At 71.3% G+C, this 17939-nt stretch carries 20 protein-coding genes; 5 read left to right on the top strand and 15 right to left on the bottom strand.

Annotated features, from left to right (window positions below):
* Positions 1–113 precede the first annotated feature (113 nt).
* Positions 114–545, top strand: a complete 432-nt coding sequence (locus F8R89_RS10325) for a hypothetical protein (RefSeq protein ID WP_192806086.1) — start codon at positions 114–116, stop codon at positions 543–545.
* Between the two features lie 96 nt (positions 546–641).
* Here F8R89_RS10325 and F8R89_RS10320 read toward each other — a convergent pair whose 3' ends face one another.
* The 6 genes from F8R89_RS10320 to F8R89_RS10295 form a co-directional block, all read right to left on the bottom strand.
* Positions 642–2162, bottom strand: coding sequence for a DUF1996 domain-containing protein (locus F8R89_RS10320; protein ID WP_151783691.1), 1521 nt, complete (start codon positions 2160–2162; stop codon positions 642–644).
* A gap of 196 nt (positions 2163–2358) precedes the next feature.
* Positions 2359–3375, bottom strand: a complete 1017-nt coding sequence (locus tag F8R89_RS10315; RefSeq protein WP_151783690.1) for an SDR family oxidoreductase — start codon at positions 3373–3375, stop codon at positions 2359–2361.
* Between the two features lie 72 nt (positions 3376–3447).
* Positions 3448–3999, bottom strand: coding sequence for a winged helix-turn-helix domain-containing protein (locus tag F8R89_RS10310; RefSeq protein WP_151783689.1), 552 nt, complete (start codon positions 3997–3999; stop codon positions 3448–3450).
* Positions 4000–4358: 359 nt separating this feature from the next.
* Positions 4359–5387: a glutamine synthetase gene (glnII, locus tag F8R89_RS10305; RefSeq protein WP_108706571.1), complete on the bottom strand. Its 1029-nt coding sequence runs from the start codon at positions 5385–5387 to the stop codon at positions 4359–4361.
* Positions 5388–5706: 319 nt separating this feature from the next.
* Positions 5707–6447: a hypothetical protein gene (locus F8R89_RS10300; RefSeq protein WP_151783688.1), complete on the bottom strand. Its 741-nt coding sequence runs from the start codon at positions 6445–6447 to the stop codon at positions 5707–5709.
* A gap of 130 nt (positions 6448–6577) precedes the next feature.
* Positions 6578–6943, bottom strand: coding sequence for an arsenate reductase family protein (locus tag F8R89_RS10295; RefSeq protein WP_151783687.1), 366 nt, complete (start codon positions 6941–6943; stop codon positions 6578–6580).
* Between the two features lie 219 nt (positions 6944–7162).
* Here F8R89_RS10295 and F8R89_RS10290 point away from each other — a divergent pair, with 219 nt between their 5' ends.
* Together F8R89_RS10290 and F8R89_RS10285 are read left to right on the top strand one after the other, a co-directional pair.
* A complete protein-coding gene (locus F8R89_RS10290; RefSeq protein WP_055620620.1) occupies positions 7163–7489 on the top strand; it encodes a hypothetical protein in 327 nt (108 codons plus the stop codon).
* A 268-nt stretch (positions 7490–7757) separates the two neighbouring features.
* Positions 7758–9104: a DUF2252 domain-containing protein gene (locus tag F8R89_RS10285; protein WP_151783686.1), complete on the top strand. Its 1347-nt coding sequence runs from the start codon at positions 7758–7760 to the stop codon at positions 9102–9104.
* Positions 9105–9151: 47 nt separating this feature from the next.
* On the opposite strand, the gene F8R89_RS10280 is transcribed toward F8R89_RS10285, so the two are convergent.
* Positions 9152–9898, bottom strand: a complete 747-nt coding sequence (locus tag F8R89_RS10280; protein ID WP_192806085.1) for an alpha/beta hydrolase — start codon at positions 9896–9898, stop codon at positions 9152–9154.
* Positions 9899–10132: 234 nt separating this feature from the next.
* Here F8R89_RS10280 and F8R89_RS10275 point away from each other — a divergent pair, with 234 nt between their 5' ends.
* Positions 10133–10420, top strand: a complete 288-nt coding sequence (locus F8R89_RS10275; RefSeq protein WP_151783684.1) for a hypothetical protein — start codon at positions 10133–10135, stop codon at positions 10418–10420.
* Between the two features lie 43 nt (positions 10421–10463).
* Here the strand turns inward: F8R89_RS10275 and pspAB are convergent, their stop codons facing one another.
* From pspAB to glnA, 4 genes are all read right to left on the bottom strand, one after another.
* Entirely contained in the window at positions 10464–11063 is a 600-nt protein-coding gene (gene pspAB, locus F8R89_RS10270; RefSeq protein WP_151783683.1) for a PspA-associated protein PspAB, read from the bottom strand.
* Positions 11064–11065: 2 nt separating this feature from the next.
* Positions 11066–11983, bottom strand: coding sequence for a zinc metalloprotease HtpX (htpX, locus tag F8R89_RS10265; protein WP_151788057.1), 918 nt, complete (start codon positions 11981–11983; stop codon positions 11066–11068).
* Between the two features lie 105 nt (positions 11984–12088).
* Positions 12089–12355 carry a hypothetical protein gene (locus F8R89_RS10260; RefSeq protein WP_151783682.1) on the bottom strand — a complete coding sequence of 89 codons (267 nt, stop codon included), beginning with the start codon at positions 12353–12355 and terminating at the stop codon, positions 12089–12091.
* Between the two features lie 112 nt (positions 12356–12467).
* Positions 12468–13877, bottom strand: coding sequence for a type I glutamate--ammonia ligase (gene glnA, locus F8R89_RS10255; protein WP_151783681.1), 1410 nt, complete (start codon positions 13875–13877; stop codon positions 12468–12470).
* Between the two features lie 198 nt (positions 13878–14075).
* Between glnA and F8R89_RS10250 the strand changes: the two genes are divergently transcribed.
* A complete protein-coding gene (locus F8R89_RS10250; RefSeq protein WP_151783680.1) occupies positions 14076–14543 on the top strand; it encodes an RDD family protein in 468 nt (155 codons plus the stop codon).
* A gap of 108 nt (positions 14544–14651) precedes the next feature.
* Here F8R89_RS10250 and F8R89_RS10245 read toward each other — a convergent pair whose 3' ends face one another.
* The 4 genes from F8R89_RS10245 to lipB form a co-directional block, all read right to left on the bottom strand.
* Positions 14652–15350: a DUF4191 domain-containing protein gene (locus F8R89_RS10245; protein ID WP_151783679.1), complete on the bottom strand. Its 699-nt coding sequence runs from the start codon at positions 15348–15350 to the stop codon at positions 14652–14654.
* Positions 15351–15442: 92 nt separating this feature from the next.
* On the bottom strand, positions 15443–15643 hold the full coding sequence (locus F8R89_RS10240; RefSeq protein WP_151783678.1) for a hypothetical protein: 201 nt from the start codon (positions 15641–15643) through the stop codon (positions 15443–15445).
* Positions 15644–15912: 269 nt separating this feature from the next.
* Positions 15913–16878 carry a lipoyl synthase gene (gene lipA / locus F8R89_RS10235; RefSeq protein ID WP_062667562.1) on the bottom strand — a complete coding sequence of 322 codons (966 nt, stop codon included), beginning with the start codon at positions 16876–16878 and terminating at the stop codon, positions 15913–15915.
* A gap of 105 nt (positions 16879–16983) precedes the next feature.
* On the bottom strand, positions 16984–17781 hold the full coding sequence (gene lipB, locus F8R89_RS10230) for a lipoyl(octanoyl) transferase LipB (protein WP_151783677.1): 798 nt from the start codon (positions 17779–17781) through the stop codon (positions 16984–16986).
* Positions 17782–17939 lie beyond the last annotated feature (158 nt).

Raw genomic sequence — 17939 nt, 5'->3', positions numbered from 1 at the left:
CCGTTCCATGAGAGCCTCCTGTTTGCGTGCATCGTTTGAGCGCATCGCGCACCGCAGCCGTATGGGAGACGAGGGCCCGGCCGGGCTCCGTGCGGCATGGACCGGAGGACGAGATGAGACTGACCCGACCGATGCTCGCGCTGAGCGGCGCGGTGGCGGTGCTCGCGCTGGCCGGGTGCGGCGCCGGCGGCGACGACGAGGCGAAGGCGCCGAAGACGGCGACCGGCAGTCTGGAGCAGCTGGCCGCCAAGGCGAAGTGCGACCCGAACATGCAGACCGACGCCGACGAGATCCGGCAGGCGATCTGCACGACGGGCAAGGACAAGTACATCCTCGCCACCTTCGCCACGGACCGCGGTCAGGCCGAGTGGCTGAGCGGCGCGAAGGACTACGGCGGCTACTACCTCGTCGGCCGCAAATGGGTCGCCGTCGGCCAGGAGAAGACGGTCACCGCCCTCCAGGACACACTCGGCGGAACGATGGAAGAGGGCTCCGAGCACATGAATCCCGGCGGCAGCCACAACAAGGGCGGCCATCACGGCTGATCCACTCCGGATACGGAGAACCGGCTACGGAGAACAGGACACGGAAAAGGCCGGCTGCGGGAATTCCGCAGCCGGCCTTTTCTCATGGGCCGGGGACTAGTCGCAGTCCTGGCCGCTGTTGATGCACTGGACCACCTGGTTCATCAGGTTCTCGTCGAAGAAGTTGATGAAGTCGTTGTGGTCGGTGATCGGCTTGTGCAGCTGGTCCGGGAAGGAGTCGATCGCGAAGGCGTTCTGCACCTGCCCGTTCTGGATCTGCGGGGCCTGGATGTCGTACACCAGGCGGACCTGGAGCTGGGGGATGGCCTTGAACCCGTTGGCGCAGGTGCCGTCCGCCTGCACGAAGGCGACGTGCGTGCGGTGGTTGGCGCTGTCGATGTTCTGCCCGTCCCAGCAGCTCTGGAAGGCGGACGTGCGCACCACGCTGCTGCCGTCGGGGCAGATCGGGTACTTGTCCGTCACCTGGCGGTCCTCGAAGCCGGTGCAGCTCCACGCCGTGTTGGCGTTGTTCAGGCCGTTGACGAAGGACTTCGCGTCACCGGTGATGATGCGCAGCGCCTTCGGCATCGCGACGACGTCGCTGGTGCGGTTGCCCACGAACTTCAGCTGGGCCTCGTTCGGCGCGACGATCTTGCCGACGTTGCCGTCCTGACCGCCGCCGGGCTGTCCGGCGTCGATGTCCTGCGACCCGTCCTGGATGCGGATGACCGGCCAGAAGTACGACGACTTGTCGCCCTGGTTCTGGCAGGTGGTGTCCGCGTTGGCCAGGTCCTGGTCGCTGGCGAAGGCGTTGTTGCTCTGGTTGCCGACGTAGTCGTGCTGGTGCTGGGCGCCGTTGCTGACGCCGGGCGCCACGATCACGTTGTCCGAGTTGCGGTTCGCGTTCTCGTTGGTGCCGCACCGGGTGGTGAAGCTGCCGGTCGAGCCGCTGTCACCGTTCGCCGGAAGACCGTTGGGCAGGTTGCGGGAGTTGGGCTGGACGTCCTCGATCTTGATGAAGTCGTCCGCCACGGGGCCGTTGCCGGCCTGCCCGCCGTTGTTCTGCTGCCCGCCGCCGTTGTCCTGTCCGCCGTTGTTCTGCCCGCCGCCCTGCTGCCCGCCGCCCTGCTGACCGCCGCCGTTCTGCTGCCCGCCGCCGGTCGGCTGCTCCGCCGGGACGCCCTGGCACTGCGCCCACCGGTTCATGTCGCGCGGGGCCTTGCCGCCGCCCCGGTTGATGCTCTGGCGGATGCGGTCGAGCGTGGCGACGCGCTTGGACTTCAGCGGGCTGAGAATGGCGTTGCTGACGTAGTTGGCGTCACCCGCCTGAGCCTGCCGCGTCTGAGCGAGCCGGGTGTAGGCCGCCGTGATCTGCCGGTCGAGCAGCGCCAGTTCCTTGGCGACGGTCCTGCGCGCGCTTCTCGGCACCTTCGTCAGCCGCTGGCCCACGTCCGGGCAGTTGATCGTCGCGACGCGCGCGGAGGCGGACTTCGTCCGGTTCCCGGAGTGTCCGTCCTCGTGCGCCGATGCGTAGAAATTGGCCCAGACAAGCCCGCCCCCACCGAGCGCTAGGGCCGCCGATGCGGCAATGGCCTTGGTGGCCAGTGGCGTACGGCGTTTTCTTGTGTTGCGTCCCATGGAACTCCTCTGACTTCCTTTTTCGGGGGCATCGAGGCGCCCGACAGGAGTGAAGCGGCGCCCTCTCATACGGAGGGCGCCGCACGGGTGTTCAGCCGTCCCGGGAATTCCTGAGAGATTCATGTGTACGGTGCGGTCTCAACAGCCGCTCTGACACCGGGAGTTGCTGATCCCGTACACGGGGTGAAGAGGCCGGTCAGGCGGTGGGGGCGTCCTCCGCGGCCGCGAGGGCCTTCGCCTCCACCTCCGGATCCAGGCCCTTGAGGGAGCGGTCCGGACGCCGCGGCGCGGTGCCGCCGAGGCCCTGGAGCCACCGCCAGGTGTCCGCCACCGTCTCGGCGACGGGACGACACCGCAGCCCGCTCTCCACGGCCCGTGAGACGTCCGCCGCGTGCAGCGCGTCGTGCAGGTCGCTGCCCGGCGGCACCCACACCGGGAGCTGTGTCCAGGGCTCGATGCCCGCGCCCAGTACGACGTCCGGCTCGACCCAGCGCAGGTCGGCGTCCGGCCCGGCCACCGCCGCGCAGGCGTCGAGGAACTCGCCCATAGTGGCGTGCCCCTGAGGACTTGTCAGGTTGTACGCCCCGCTCAGCCCCGCCTCCACCGCGTCGAGCATCCACTCCGCGAGGTCCCGGACGTCGACGTACTGCAACGGCAGGTCCCGGGGACCGGGCGCCAGGACCGGGCCGCCGCGCGCCATCCGGTTCAGCCACCACGGCAGCCGGCCGACGTTCTCGTACGGCCCGAGGATCAGCCCGGCCCGCACCAGCAGTGAGCGGCCGGCCCCGAACCCCTCGACGGCGGCCAGTTCGCCGCCCCGCTTGTCGCGCGCGTAGTCGGTCTGCCCGGCGCCCGCCTCGGCGCCCCCGATCACCGGGGCGTCCTCGCCGTACCCGGCGGGCGGCGCCCACGCGTACACCGAGCGGCTCGACACGTACACGTACCGCCCCGCCCGGTCCCGCAGCAGCCGGGCCGCGTCCCGGACCGGGCGGGGCGCCGCCGACCAGGTGTCGACCACGGCGTCCCACGTCTCGTCCCCGGCGAGGGCGGCGAGCCCGTCGGGCGCGGTGCGGTCACCGCGCAGCGACCGCACCCCGGCCGGGGGGTCGTGCCGCCCCCGGTGGAGGACGGTCACCTCCCAGCCACGCCCGAGCGCCGCCTCCACGACCGCCCGTCCCGCGAACTCCGTACCGCCCAGCACCAGAAGTCTCATACCGGCGACTCTGCCCGCCGGGCGCGCGGGACGGAACGGCGCTCTGCCGACGGCAGAGGACGCGGCGGGCGGTCAGCGCCCGGCCGGCGGGGCGTACTTGTAGCCGACGCGGCGGATCGTGCGGATGGTGTCCCGGTGCTCGGCGCCCAGCTTGCGGCGCAGCCGGGCGATGTGCACGTCGACGGTCCGGCCGTCGCCGACATGCCCGTACCCCCACACCGTGGTGACCAGCTGGTCGCGGGTGTGCACCCGGTGCGGGTGCGCCACCAGATGGGCGAGGAGCTCGAACTCCAGGTACGTCAGGTCGAGTTCCCGGCCGTCGACGGCGGCGGTGCGCCGCACCGGGTCGATGGAGACCAGCGGGTCGTCGACGGGCTCGGCGGCCGGGACGAGCGCCGGCTGCCGGTCTGCCGGTACGAGCACCAGGTAGCCGACCATCGGCGGCTGTCCCGGCAGGGCGGGCAGGGAGTGCTGGGGGGCGGGCAGCCAGGTGGCGCCCGGCGGCAGGAGGTCCGCGACGTCGATCACCTCGTCCCGGTCGACGGCACGCAGATGCTGCCGGACACCGGTCGACGAGGGGGAGGCGAGGGTGGGGGCGGAGGACAGGGAACGGGTGGTCGCCATGGGAGGTCAGCTCTTTCGCGCGAGAGGTCCGTGGGAAGACGTACGTCGTGTCGCGCTGGCCGAAGGCCGGGGAACGGCTCTACCGGGCCCGCGCGGTCAGCGCGCGGCAACACACCCGGTCGAAGTCGTGGTGCTGACGGGAAGGCCAGAACGGCTCGAGGTCGGAACGACCTGTCGCGGAGAGGTTCTGGAAGCCTGCCATGCACCCATTGAATCAGACGCCCGCCTCCGAGGGGACCCTTCGTCCCGGTCCGTGGACGGCGGGCGGGCGGCGGGCACGGGAGGGGGACGTCCGGGCACGCGGAAGGGCGCCCACCGGTGACGGTGGGCGCCCCTTCGTACGGCCGGGCGGCGGCAGGTCAGACCTGGCCGGCCTTCTCCAGCGCGGAGCAGCAGGTGTCGACCAGCAGACGGGTCACCGTGTAGGGGTCGACGTTGGCGTTCGGGCGGCGGTCCTCGATGTAGCCCTTGCCGTCCTTCTCGACCTGCCACGGGATACGGACCGAGGCGCCGCGGTTGGAGACGCCGTAGGAGTACTCGTTCCACGGGGCGGTCTCGTGCAGACCGGTGAGGCGGTCGTCGATGCCGGCGCCGTAGTTCTTGACGTGGTCGAGCGGCTTGGAGCCCTCGCCGAGGGACTCGCAGGCGGTGATGATGGCGTCGTAGCCCTCACGCATCGCCTTGGTGGAGAAGTTGGTGTGCGCGCCGGCGCCGTTCCAGTCGCCCTTCACCGGCTTCGGGTCCAGGGTCGCCGCGACACCGAAGTCCTCGGCGGTGCGGTACAGCAGCCAGCGGGCCACCCACAGCTGGTCGGAGACCTCCAGCGGGGACAGCGGGCCGACCTGGAACTCCCACTGGCCGGGCATGACCTCGGCGTTGATGCCGGAGATGCCCAGGCCCGCCTTGAGGCAGTTGTCCAGGTGGGCCTCGACGACGTCACGGCCGAAGATCTCGTCGGCGCCGACACCGCAGTAGTAGCCGCCCTGGGGGGCCGGGAAGCCGCCCTTGGGGAAGCCGAGCGGGTAGCCGTCCTTGAAGAACGTGTACTCCTGCTCGATGCCGAAGATGGGCTCCTGCGCGGCGAACTTCTCCGCGACCTCGGTGAGCGCGGCACGGGTGTTGGACTCGTGCGGCGTCATGTCGATGTTCAGGACCTCGCACAGCACGAGGACGTCGTCGCCGCCGCGGATCGGGTCCGGACAGGTGAAGACCGGCTTCAGCACGCGGTCCGAGGCGTGCCCCTCGGCCTGGTTGGTGGAGGACCCGTCGAAGCCCCAGATCGGCAGCTCGGCACCCTTGGCGTCGTCCGCCAGGATCTTCGTCTTGGAACGGAGCTTTGCCGTCGGCTCGGTGCCGTCGATCCAGATGTACTCAGCCTTGAAGGTCACGGGCCACTTCCTTCGGGGTGGGTCAGGGCGCGTACTGCGGGTGCTGCGGCGCTGCGGCACTGGGGCGCCGCGCTCTCGATGTCCGGGAGCTTGTCAACAGGCGATTTCCCGGCCATTGCCCATGTGTGAACCCCGTGTTACCGGGTGCCGGAGTGGCCCGATTCACGCGGTGAGCGGCCGCGGGAAGCACACCGGGCGCGGTCCGGCACCGGGGGAGGGGCGGCCCGTCCGCGCTCGTATGCGATGCCGTGGGGCCCCGCCGCTCGTGGCCGCGAGCGGCGGGGCCCCTGACAGGTACGGCGTCCTGGTCGCCCGGTCGTCAGCCCACCTTCTCGATCACGGCCCGGCGGATGAGGAACTTGCCGGGCTCGCGGACCTGCTCGAAGGCCGCGTTGTTCAGCAGCACACAGCTGCCGGAGACCGAGGTGACCTCCACCGTCGTGGACTTGTTGTTGTCCAGGTTGGTGACCTTCAGCTTGGTGCCCGCCGGGAACTGGTTGCTGGACGCGGCGGGCGCCCCGCCCTCGCCGGACAGCGTGACGGTCGAGCCGTTGCAGACCTGCTGGCCCGCGGCGGCGCCGCCACCGGCGTTGCCGTTCCCGGCGTTCCCGTTGCCCGCGTTCTGGCCGTTGCCCGCGCCGCCGGCGTTCTGCCCGGCGCCCGCGTTCCCTGCCGCCTGGCCCCCGTTCCCGGCCGCGCCGCCCGCCGGAGCGCTCGGCTGTCCCGCCTGGGAGCCCTGAGCCGACTCCCCGACGGCGCACCCGGACGCCTCCTGCTGGACCTTGATCTGCTTGATGACGGCCTCGCGGTTGGCGATACGGGCCTCCGACTGGGCGTCCGGGTTGGCCCGCTGCCCGTCGATGAACCGCTGGTTGTTGCCGAGCGCCGTGGCGAGGCCCTGGCAGACCGTCGAGTCCGCGGCGGACTTGACGGTCGCCGTGGGCGTCTGGGAGGCGTTCGAGGTGCTCGCCATGACGAAGGCACCGCCTCCCGCCACCGTCGCCGCACTCACCAGCAGGGCGAGCTTCTTCTTCGTGCTGACCGTTCTCCTGCGCGACATCCGCGCCTCCTGGGAGGTTGGGGGAGCGTACGCCGCTATGTACGAGATACCGAACGCCGTTACTCAGCGGTTACCGGAGGAGTCTGCGTAACGTACGTCACACCGGCGGGAGTTGGGCGCCCGGCGACGGTCATCCCTCGCGGGACAACGCGTCCCGTACGGCCTCCTCGGACCGTCCGACCACGGCCGTGCCGTCCTGCGCGGTGATGATGGGCCGCTGGATCAGCCGGGGGTGCTCGGCGAGGGCCGTGACCCACCGGTCCCGGGCGTCCGCGTCCCGCGGCCAGTCCTTGAGCCCGAGCTCCTTGGCGTCGGCCTCCTGGGTGCGGGTGATGTCCCAGGGCTCCAGGCCGAGCCGGTCCAGGACGTCCCGGATCTCGTCCTCGGTGGGGACGTCCTCCAGGTAGCGGCGGACCGTGTAGTCGGCGCCCTCGGCGTCCAGCAGGGTGAGCGCGCTGCGGCACTTGGAACAGGCCGGGTTGATCCAGATCTCCATGCCGCACAGGGTATCCGCGACCCCCGCTGTTCGATTTTCTGTCGGTGTGCGCACATCGCTCACGAAGGGGCTGAGGGAACGACAACTTCCTTACTGACCAGGCGATTTCCTGGACGTCTGGAGCCCCCGATTGTCAGTGGCGGCCAGTACACTGGAGTCAGTGTTCGAGAGTGTCACCGGACCCGTCCGGAGGCGCTCGTCCGCGACAGGAGGATGCCTGTGCCCGCTGCCGCACTGAAGCCGAAGCCCACCCGTAAGCCGACGCGCACCCAGTCCACCGCCCGCCGTCCGGTCCTGCTCGACTCGCCGTACGCACCCGTCGAGAAGCGGGCGCTGCCGCCCGGCCGCCCCCGCGAGTGGTACGTCACGCACAATCGCCGGCTCAAGGCGATGCGCCTCGCGATAGCGCTCCTCGACATGGGTGTCTACCTGCCCGACCAGGCGCGCAACGACCGGATCCGCAGCGCCGCGGAGACGATCGGCGTGCACCCGCCGTCCGAGACGACCTGCCACATGGTCCGGGCACTCATGAGGTACGCCCGCTAGACGGTGTCCGCCGGGTGCTTCCGCCGTGCTTCCGCCGACGGGAGCACCCGGCGCGCGTCACCCGTTCGCCGTATCCGGCATGCGTACGCCCCCCGGCCCGCCTTCACTGCCAGACAGGGGACACGACCGCGTTCGGCACCGAGGGCGGCACGGGAGGCGCGATGGACAGGGACGGCACACGGCGGCTGACCGGCCCGAGAGCGGCTCGTACGAGGGTGCCCGTGCGGGCCCGCCGGTCCGGGTCCGCATCCCTCGGCCGGGGCCCCGCATGACCGCCGCCGGCCCCGCCGAGCGGGCCGAGCGGGGCCGGGCCGCCCGGCAGCGCGTACGCCGTTCCGGCCACGCCGGCTGGGTCCCGCCCCTCGGCCGGCCCGACCCGGTCGCCGTACTGGAACGCCAGGGGCGGGACCGGCTGGCCGAGCTGCTGCCCGTCCGGTACGGGCGGATGGCGTCCTCGCCCTTCGCGTTCCTGCGCGGCGCCGCCGCCGTGATGGCCGCCGACCTCGCCGCGCTCCCGCACACGGGCCTGACCGTGCAGCTGTGCGGCGACGCCCATCTGCTCAACTTCGGGCTGTACGCCTCACCGGAACGCTCCCTGCTGTTCGACCTCAACGACTTCGACGAGACGTTCCCCGGCCCGTTCGAGTGGGACGTCAAACGGCTCGCCGCCTCGGTCGTCGTGGCCGCCCGCGAGAACGGCCACCCGGACGCCAAGGCCGCGCGCGCGGCCCGGGAGGCCGTCGCCGCCTACCGCGCGGCCATGCGCCGGCTCGCCCGGCTCGGCGAACTCGACGTCTGGTACATGCGCATCGACACCGAGCAACTGCTGCCGCTGGCCCGCTCCGCCCGCGACCGGCGCCGCGTCGAGGCCACCCTCGGCCGGGCCCGGCGGCGCACCAGCCTGCGGGCCTACGGCAAGCTGACCGAGGTCGCCGACGGCCGCCGGCGGATCATCCACGACCCGCCGCTCCTCGAACCCGCCGGCGTGTCCGACATGGCGTCCCTGCGCAAGGTCTTCAGCGACTACCGCTCGACCCTCTCCGAGGAACGCCGGCTGCTGCTGGACCGCTACCGGTTCGTCGACGCCGCCCGCAAGGTCGTCGGCGTCGGCAGCGTCGGACTGCGCTGCTTCATCGTGCTGCTCACCGGGCGCGACGCCGACGACCCGCTCTTCCTCCAGATCAAGGAGGCCCGGCAGTCGGTCCTGGAGGAGCACCTGCCGAACGGGCCGTACACCCACCCCGGGCACCGGGTCGTCGCCGGGCAGCGCCTGCTCCAGGCCGCGAGCGACATCTTCCTCGGCTGGATGTCGGGGCCGCAGGGCCGCGCCTTCTACTGGCGCCGGCTGCGGGACATGAAGGGCGGCGCGGACGTCGCCGGGATGAGCCCGGGGGACCTGCTGGCCTACGCCCGGCTGTGCGGCACCGCCCTCGCGCGCGCCCACGCCCGCTCCGGCGACCGCATCGCCATCGCCGCCTACCTCGGCGCCTCCGACACCTTCGACCGCGCCGTGACCGACTTCGCCCTCGGCTACGCGGACCAGACGGTCACCGACCACACCACGCTGGGCGCGGCGATCGCGGCGGGGGTGATCGCGGCGGCACCGGGCGTGTGACCCCCCGCCGAACGGTCGATCGGTACGCCGGGCGGCCGGGCGGCGCCTCAGGCGTGCGGCCCCGCCGGGACCGGCCAGTCGTCCAGGAGGGCGTCCACGAACGTCCGGCGGTCCTCCGCGTGCGTCTCGAACCACAGCCCCAGCATGTGCTCCGCGCCCCGTACGTCCAACCAGGTGAACCGGGCACGGGCACTCAGCGCATCCCGCACCGCCCCCGTCACCTCCGCCGGAATCACCGCGTCCGTCTCCGGGACCGCGAGCACGGCCCGTCCGGCGTACGCCCGCAGCACGTCCAGCGCGGGCGCCCGGCGCCAGCCGCCGGGCCTGCGGATGATCTCGCTGAACCGCCCGCCCCCGGAGCCGAACGGCACGTCCCACGCCTCGGCGGCGTACACCGCGGGCGCGCACAGCCCCACCGCCGCCACCCGCTCCCCGTAGTGCGCGACGACGTCCGCGGCGGTCTGCCCGCTCATGCTGAACCCGACCACGACCAGCGGCGCGTCCGCCGGGACCCGCGCGTCGATCACGGCGACCGCCTGCTCCAGACGCCGGCGCAGGCTCAACTCCTTCTGCTCACCGGTGCTTTCGCCGTGCCCCGAGAACTCGAAGGCCAGGCCGTGACAGCCCCGGGCGGCGACGTCCGCGAGCAGCGGCAGCAGCCGCTCCTTGGTGCCGGGACCCGCGCCGTGCAGCAGGACGACCGCCGGCACCCCGGGGCCGGCGACGGGACCGCCGTACACCCCGCTGAGCCGTTCACCGTCATGGGCGCATGTGAAGGAGGAGAGCTCGGTCATGCGCCCCATTCATTCACGGCGCACGCGCCCCCGGGAAAAGGAGGTGCACGGCGTGTGACCGGATCCCTACCCTGGACACGCGTAACGGAGCAGCCCACGCCGTTTCCCGCAGGACGGGCGCCACCCCGCGGACTCGGGGCTACTCTCTACGGCACCGACGGACGGCCGCCCTCCCCCAGCGCCCCGCCGGGGGACATCACCGCTCAGACCTACCCACGCCCACGGAGGCCCGTGATGGGCACCATCGTCATGTCCGGGACCGTCGTCCTGGTGATCCTCGGATTCGGAAACCACGTCTACTGGCTGGCCGCGGTCGCCGTGCTCTTCCTCTACGTCCAGTACGGGCGTGGCTCCTCCGCACCGAGCGGCGGAGCCGGGGGAGGACCGGCGGCCGGCGGCGGCGCACCGGCCGACTACCGCAGCTACCGCGAGCGCCGGGACACGCAGGCCAAGTGGGAGCGCCGCTACCGTCGCGAGCGCCCCCTGGAGTCCCGCCGTCAGGAGCGCGAGAAGGCCAACTGAGACCACCCGCGGCCGTGACCGCGGGTGGTCGGGGCACCCCTGGTCACAGGCCGGGGGCGCCCCACACCGGGAACCAGCGGGAGAGGTCCTGCTCCATCCGCAGGTCGCCCTCCAGCGCGGCCTTCACCCGCAGCTCCAGCGCGTTGTCCCGCCGCTCCGGCCTGCCGGGCAGCGGGGCGAACGGGTAGAAGGTGCCCCGCTTGTACAGGTAGACGAGGGCGAGACGCCGGCCCGGCGTGCCGTCCTCCTCCGCCGCCTCGAAGCCCGCCAGCGAGCACAGCAGCTGCGGGCCGAACCCGTTGACCTCCATCGCGCTGTTCACCGCGTGCAGATCGTTGACCAGGTCCGGCAGCCGGTCGGGGGAGCGCCGGGAGACCAGCCACGAGTAGCCGTACGCGTCCCGGGTCAGCTCCACCGGGCGGCCCTCCCGCTCGGCGTCCGCGTCCAGCAGCGCCTGCACCTCCCGGTGCGTCTGTGTGAACGCCGCGCCCTCGACCGTCGCGAAGCACACCGCGCCGCTCCCGGTCGGCCGGAAGCCGGTCGCCGCCTCCAGCGTCACGGCCGCCGACGGCAGCCCGAACAGCTGGTCGAGATCCGGTGCGGCCGGCTTGCTGCGGCCCAGCAGGATGTCCAGCAGCCCCATGCTCACGCCCCTCCCGGAGCCGTCGCCTCACCCAGCTCTGCGGAGATCCGCCCCAGCTGTTCGAGCCGCTGCTCCAGGCTCGGGTGAGTGGAGAAGATCCGCGCCAGACCGGGGTCGCGGCCCAGCGCCGGGGTGAAGTAGAAGGCGTTGAACGCCTGGGCGGTCCGCAGGTCCTCCGTCGGGATGCGGGCGAGGTCGCCGGAGACCTTGGTCAGCGCGGAGGCCAGCACCGAGGGCCGTCCGGTGAGCAGCGCCGCGGCCCGGTCGGCGGCCAGCTCGCGGTACCGGGACAGGGCCCGGATCAGCAGGAAGCTGAGCGCGTACACGGCCGCCGACACGCCCATGACGGCGGCGAACACCACCGCGGTGTTCTGGTCGCGGCGGCCACCCCCGAAGAGCTGCGAGTAGAAGGCGAACCGTACGACCAGCCCGGCGATCACCCCGAGGAACGAGGCGATGGTGATCACCGCGACGTCCTTGTGCGCGACGTGCGCCAGCTCGTGCGCGAGGACGCCCTCCAGTTCGTCCCGCTCCAGCCGGCGCAGCAGGCCCGTGGTCACACAGACCACGGCGTGATCGGCGTTGCGGCCGGTGGCGAAGGCGTTGGGCATCCCCAGGTCGGACACCGCGACCACCGGCTTCGGCAGGTCCGCGATGGCGCACAGCCGGTCGACGACGCCGTGCAGCTCGGGATACTCCTCGCGCTCCACGGGCCGCCCGCGCATCGCGAACAGCGCGACCCGGTCGGAGAACCAGTACTGGGCGCCCAGCACGCCGGCGGCGATCACCACGACCAGCACCCAGGACTTCAGCAGCACGATCAGCGCGGCGATGAACCCCACGTACAACAACCCGAGCAGGAACAGCGTGACGCCCATCCGGGCGGTCAACCGCCGGTCACTGCGGAAGCGGCTCTGCATGGTGCACCATCCCGGGCTCAGGCACTCGTCCCACTGCCCAGTGTGCACGTCCCTTCCCATGAACGGGTCGCGAGCGCCCCCAGGAGCGGCAAAGCCGCACGCCCGCTACGGCGCGGTGAACCGGAAGTACCCCAGCAGCAGGATCACGGCGGCGACGCCGCCGAGGACGACGACCGTGGACACCCACCCGGACCGGCGCTGCCGGCGGGCCACATGATCGGGTTCCGGCCGGAACGGCACCGGGCCGGGCGGCTCGTGCTTCCACCGCGCGGCGAGCATCCGCGCCCGCGCCGACGGCTCCTTGTGCTCGGCCGCGTCGGCCCACCGGATGTCGAACTCACGCTCGTTCTCGTCGCGCCCCGACTCAGCCATGGCCTCCACCCCCGTGCGATCCCGTTCCTCCAGAATAGAACAGACGCCCGCGCCCCCACCGTCCATCGGGACAGTGGGGGCGCGGGTGTTCAGACGCGAAGCGCGGGCTCGATCACACGTCGAAGTACAGCTCGAACTCGTGCGGGTGCGGGCGGAGCTGGAGCGGGGCGATCTCGTTCGTGCGCTTGAAGTCGATCCACGTCTCGATCAGGTCCGGGGTGAAGACGTCACCCTGGAGCAGGAACTCGTGGTCGCGCTCGAGGGAGTCGAGGACGGCCGGGAGGGACGTCGGGACCTGGGCCACGTTGGCGTGCTCCTCGGGAGCCAGCTCGTAGAGGTCCTTGTCGATCGGCTCGGCCGGCTCGATCTTGTTCTTGATGCCGTCGAGGCCCGCGAGCAGCAGGGCCGAGAAGGCCAGGTACGGGTTGCCGGAGGAGTCGGGCGCGCGGAACTCGACGCGCTTGGCCTTCGGGTTGGAGCCCGTGATCGGGATGCGCATCGCGGCGGAGCGGTTGCGCTGCGAGTACACCAGGTTGATCGGCGCCTCGAAGCCCGGGACCAGGCGGTGGTACGAGTTCACCGTCGGGTTGGTGAAGGCCAGCAGCGACGGCGCGTGCTTGAGGATGCCGCCGATGTAGTAGCGGGCCAGGTCCGACAGGCCCGCGTAGCCGGCCTCGTCGTAGAAGAGCGGCGAGCCGCCCTGCCACAGCGACTGGTGCACGTGCATGCCCGAGCCGTTGTCACCGAAGATCGGCTTCGGCATGAAGGTCGCGGTCTTGCCGTTGCGCCAGGCCACGTTCTTCACGATGTACTTGAAGAGCTGGAGGTCGTCGGCCGCGGCGAGCAGCGTGTTGAACTTGTAGTTGATCTCGGCCTGGCCGGCGGTGCCCACCTCGTGGTGCTGGCGCTCGACCTGCAGGCCGGCCTTGGCCAGCTCCAGGGAGATCTCGGCGCGCAGGTCGGCGAAGTGGTCGACCGGCGGGACCGGGAAGTAGCCGCCCTTGTAGCGGACCTTGTAGCCGCGGTTGTCCTCCAGTGCACCGGTGTTCCAGGCGCCGGCCTCGGAGTCGATGTGGTAGAAGGACTCGTTCTCCGAGGTGCGGAAACGCACGCTGTCGAAGACGTAGAACTCCGCCTCGGGGCCGAAGAACGCGGTGTCGGCGATGCCCGTCGACGCCAGGTAGGCCTCGGCCTTCTTCGCCACGTTGCGCGGGTCACGGGAGTACTGCTCGCCCGTGATCGGGTCGTGGATGAAGAAGTTGATGTTGAGGGTCTTGTCACGGCGGAAGGGGTCCACCCGCGCGGTCGACAGGTCGGCGCGCAGCGCCATGTCGGACTCGTGGATGGCCTGGAAGCCGCGGATCGACGAACCGTCGAACGCCAGCTCCTCGTCGGGGTCGAACGCCTCGACGGGCAGCGAGAAGTGCTGCATGACGCCCGGCAGGTCGCAGAAGCGGACGTCGATGAACTTGACGTCCTCGTCCGCGATGAACTTCTTGGCCTCGTCGGCGTTCTGGAACATCCAGCTCCTCCTACTCCCGACCGTCCCGCCGGGGTGGTAGATCGTTCGTGCGGCCAGTGCGGGTGGCACACGCTGCACTCGACCCTAGGGATGGGTGATTTCTCGGGCGTGACCCATTTGTTTCGCACACGTTAACCGGACGTCCCCCCTCTCACCCCTCGTGTCCACATGCCAGAACGGGGCCAGTACCGTGGTGGCGTGGACAAGAGGCAAGCAATCGGATCCTGGCTCTCCGGCCCCCGCGCGGCCGCCGAGGAAGCCGGTGTCGACTTCGGATACCGGGGGGAGCAGCTGGGCCTTCCGCAGGACGGCCCGGGCTCCATCGCCCGCCCCGGACGGCGGCTCGGCGCCCTCGTCGTGGACTGGGGGCTCTGCGTCCTGATCGCATACGGCCTTCTCACCGACGGCTACGGCCAGGCGACCAGCAACTGGGCGCTGCTCATCTTCTTCGTGATGGGCGTCCTGACCGTCGGCACCCTGGGCTTCACCCCCGGCAAGCGCCTCTTCGGGCTGCGCGTGGTCGCCGTCGACACCGGCACCGTCAACCCGCTGCGCGCCCTGCTGCGCACGGCCCTGCTCTGCGTCGCCCTCCCGGCCCTGATCTGGGACCGCGACGGCCGCGGCCTGCACGACCGCCTCGCCGGCACCGTCGAGCTCCGCGCCTGACACCCGCGTCGTACCGCGGCGCCCTACGGCGAAGACCGCGAAGCCGTACGACGAAGGGGGCGCCCGGAGTGATCCGGGCGCCCCCTCTCTCGTCGGGGTGTGGCGCGCTCAGCGCCGGAAGTTGCCCTTCGGCAGCTTCATGCCCTTGGGCATGGGGCCCTTCGGCAGCGGCATGTTGCTCATCAGGTCGCCCATGGCCTTGAGCCGGTCGTTGGTGGCCGTCACCTGGGGGCCGGTGAGCACGCGCGGCAGCTTGAGCATGGTGGTCCGCAGCTTCTTCAGCTCGACCTGGCCCTCGCCCGTGCCCACGATCAGGTCGTGCACCGGCACGTCCGCCACGATGCGGTTCATCTTCTTCTTCTCGGCGGCCAGCAGGCTCTTCACCCGGTTCGGGTTGCCCTCGGCGACCAGGACGATGCCGGCCTTGCCGACGGCCCGGTGCACCACGTCCTGGCTGCGGTTCATCGCCACGGCGGGGGTCGTCGTCCAGCCCCGGCCGATGTTGTCCAGTACGGCGGCCGCCGCGCCCGGCTGGCCCTCCATCTGCCCGAAGGCCGCCCGCTCGGCCCGGCGCCCGAACACGATCGCCGTCGCGAGGAAGGCGAGCAGCAGGCCCAGGATGCCGAGATAGATGGGGTGCCCGATCAAGAAGCCGATCGCGAGGAAGACACCGAAGGTGACGATTCCGACAGCCGCGAGCACAAGACCGATCTTCTTGTCGGCCCTGCGGGTCATCTTGTAGGTCAGAGCGATCTGCTTGAGTCGCCCGGGGTTCGCAGCGTCCGCTGCCGTGTCCTTCCTCGCCATGGCACGAAGTCTACGTGGCCCGGGGAGCGCCTTCGACGGCGAGTGGCCTCAGAGAGGCGAGGGGGAGCGGGCCCCGGAGGCGGGGAGCTGGCTCAGAGGCGGGGAGCGGCCGTCCGCTCCAGGACACGCTCCGCCTCGACGCGGTCCTTCGCGCGGCGGCGGTCCTCCAGGACGGAGGTCCAGGCGTTGCGGCGGGCCGTGCGCTGGCCGCTGCCCATCAGCAGCGACTCGACGGCACGCAGTGCATCGGTGAACGACGGGATGGCGGTGGCGCGAACGGGCGCGGCCTGCATGGCAGAGGTCCCCCCTCGGATATGACTGCTCCGGTGAGCGGTGCACAGCGTGTGCAACCAGGGTCACTGATTGGTGTTACCAGGGCGTGACCGACCGGTCAAACACCGATGAAGGGCGGATGTGGTGCCGGAACGGCCCGACGCGGCCCGGACCTGGTCGCCAACTGCGACGACGTACCGGACCGCGTCGTACGGCCGAATCGGGGGGATGCCGGCCTGTGCGCGGATTCACATGCGCACAGTGACACTGCGTGCCGTGAGGCGGTGGGTCAGACGGCCTGGGAGGCGACGAATGCGCCGCGCTTCTCGACCGCCATCTGGTACAGCCGGCCGGCGCGGTACGAGGAGCGCACCAGCGGGCCGGACATCACACCGGAGAAGCCGATCTGCTCGGCCTCCTCCTTCAGCTCCACGAACTCCTGCGGCTTGACCCAGCGCTCCACGGGGTGGTGGCGCACGCTCGGGCGCAGGTACTGCGTGATGGTGATCAGCTCGCAGCCGGCGTCGTGCAGCTGCCGCAGCGCCTCGCTGACCTCCTCGCGCGTCTCGCCCATGCCGAGGATCAGGTTGGACTTGGTCACCAGGCCGAAGTCACGGGCGTCGGTGATGACCTTCAGGGAGCGCTCGTAGCGGAAGCCGGGGCGGATGCGCTTGAAGATCCGGGGGACCGTCTCGACGTTGTGCGCGAAGACCTCGGGGCGGGACTCGAAGACCTCCCGCAGCAGCTCCGGGACCGCGTTGAAGTCGGGGGCGAGCAGCTCGACCTTGGTGCGGCCGGCCTCGCGGGCGGCGGTCTGCTCGTGGATCTGGCGGACCGTCTCGGCGTACAGCCAGGCGCCGCCGTCGGGGAGGTCGTCACGGGCGACACCGGTGATGGTGGCGTAGTTCAGGTCCATGGTGACCACGGACTCGCCGACGCGGCGCGGCTCGTCGCGGTCCAGCGCCTCGGGCTTGCCGGTGTCGATCTGGCAGAAGTCGCAGCGCCGGGTGCACTGGTCGCCGCCGATGAGGAAGGTGGCCTCGCGGTCCTCCCAGCACTCGTAGATGTTGGGGCAGCCGGCTTCCTGGCAGACCGTGTGCAGGCCCTCGCTCTTCACGAGGCTCTGCATCTTGGTGTACTCGGGGCCCATTTTCGCCCGAGTCTTGATCCACTCGGGCTTGCGCTCGATGGGGGTCTGGCTGTTGCGGACCTCCAGGCGCAGCATCTTGCGTCCGTCCGGTGAGACTGCGGACACGTCGGCTCCCTGTGCTTCGATTCTTCGGCGTACACCAGGGTACGCCCGTGCTTACTGAGCCCTGCCGTCAGGCCAACCCCGTGACCGCAGGGCTCATTCCCCGTCTCAGACGGCCGCTCTCTCGATCTCCCGCGGCTTGAGGTCCGCGTTCTCCAGGACGTCCCGCAGATGCCGCTCGACGACCGGCAGCACCTCCTCGATGGTGACGTCCCGGCCGAGCTCCGCCGCCAGGGAGGCGACCCCGGCGTCGCGGATGCCGCACGGGATGATCTTGTCGAACCACTTGTTGTCCGGGTTCACGTTGAGGGCGAAGCCGTGCATGGTCACGCCCTTCGCCACCCGGATCCCGATGGCCGCGATCTTGCGGTCCTCGCGCCGCTGCCCGGCGTTGGAGGGCGCGTACTCGGGGCCGTTCAGCCGCGGGTCGAACTCGTCGTCGGTCAGGCGGGGGTCGAAGTCCAGGGAGAGGCCGCCGAGCGCCGGACGCCGCTCCACGGGGTCGCCGAGGACCCAGACGCCGCTGCGGCCCTCGACCCGGGTCGTCTCCAGGCCGAACTCCGCGCACGTGCGGATCAGGGCCTCCTCCAGCCGCCGTACGTGCGCCACGACGTCCACCGGGCGGGGGAGCTTCTGGATGGGGTAGCCGACCAGCTGGCCGGGACCGTGCCAGGTGATCTTGCCGCCGCGGTCCACGTCGATGACCGGGGTGCCGTCCAGGGGGCGCTCGTTGTCGGCGGTGCGCCGGCCCGCGGTGTACACCGGGGGGTGTTCGAGCAGCAGGACGGTGTCGTCGATCTCGTCCGCGAACCGGGCCGCGTGCACGCGGCGCTGCTCGTCCCACGCCACCTGGTACTCGACGGCATCCGCCCCGAACCCCATGCGGACGAACCGCAACTCACTCACGGCAAGCGCCTCCCTAGAAGCACCGGAAAGTCGTAAGGCACGAAGCGTGCCTACGCCACTGTACGACCGGTCCGTTCGAGTGGGCTCCCGCGGCCCACGTCAGCCCGTAGGCGCAATCCTCACACGATCGGATGAATGGGCGGGGTAATGTGCGATCA

Source organism: Streptomyces sp. SS1-1, assembly GCF_008973465.1.
Lineage (GTDB): Bacteria > Actinomycetota > Actinomycetes > Streptomycetales > Streptomycetaceae > Streptomyces.
This window is presented reverse-complemented; position numbering and strand designations above follow the sequence as displayed.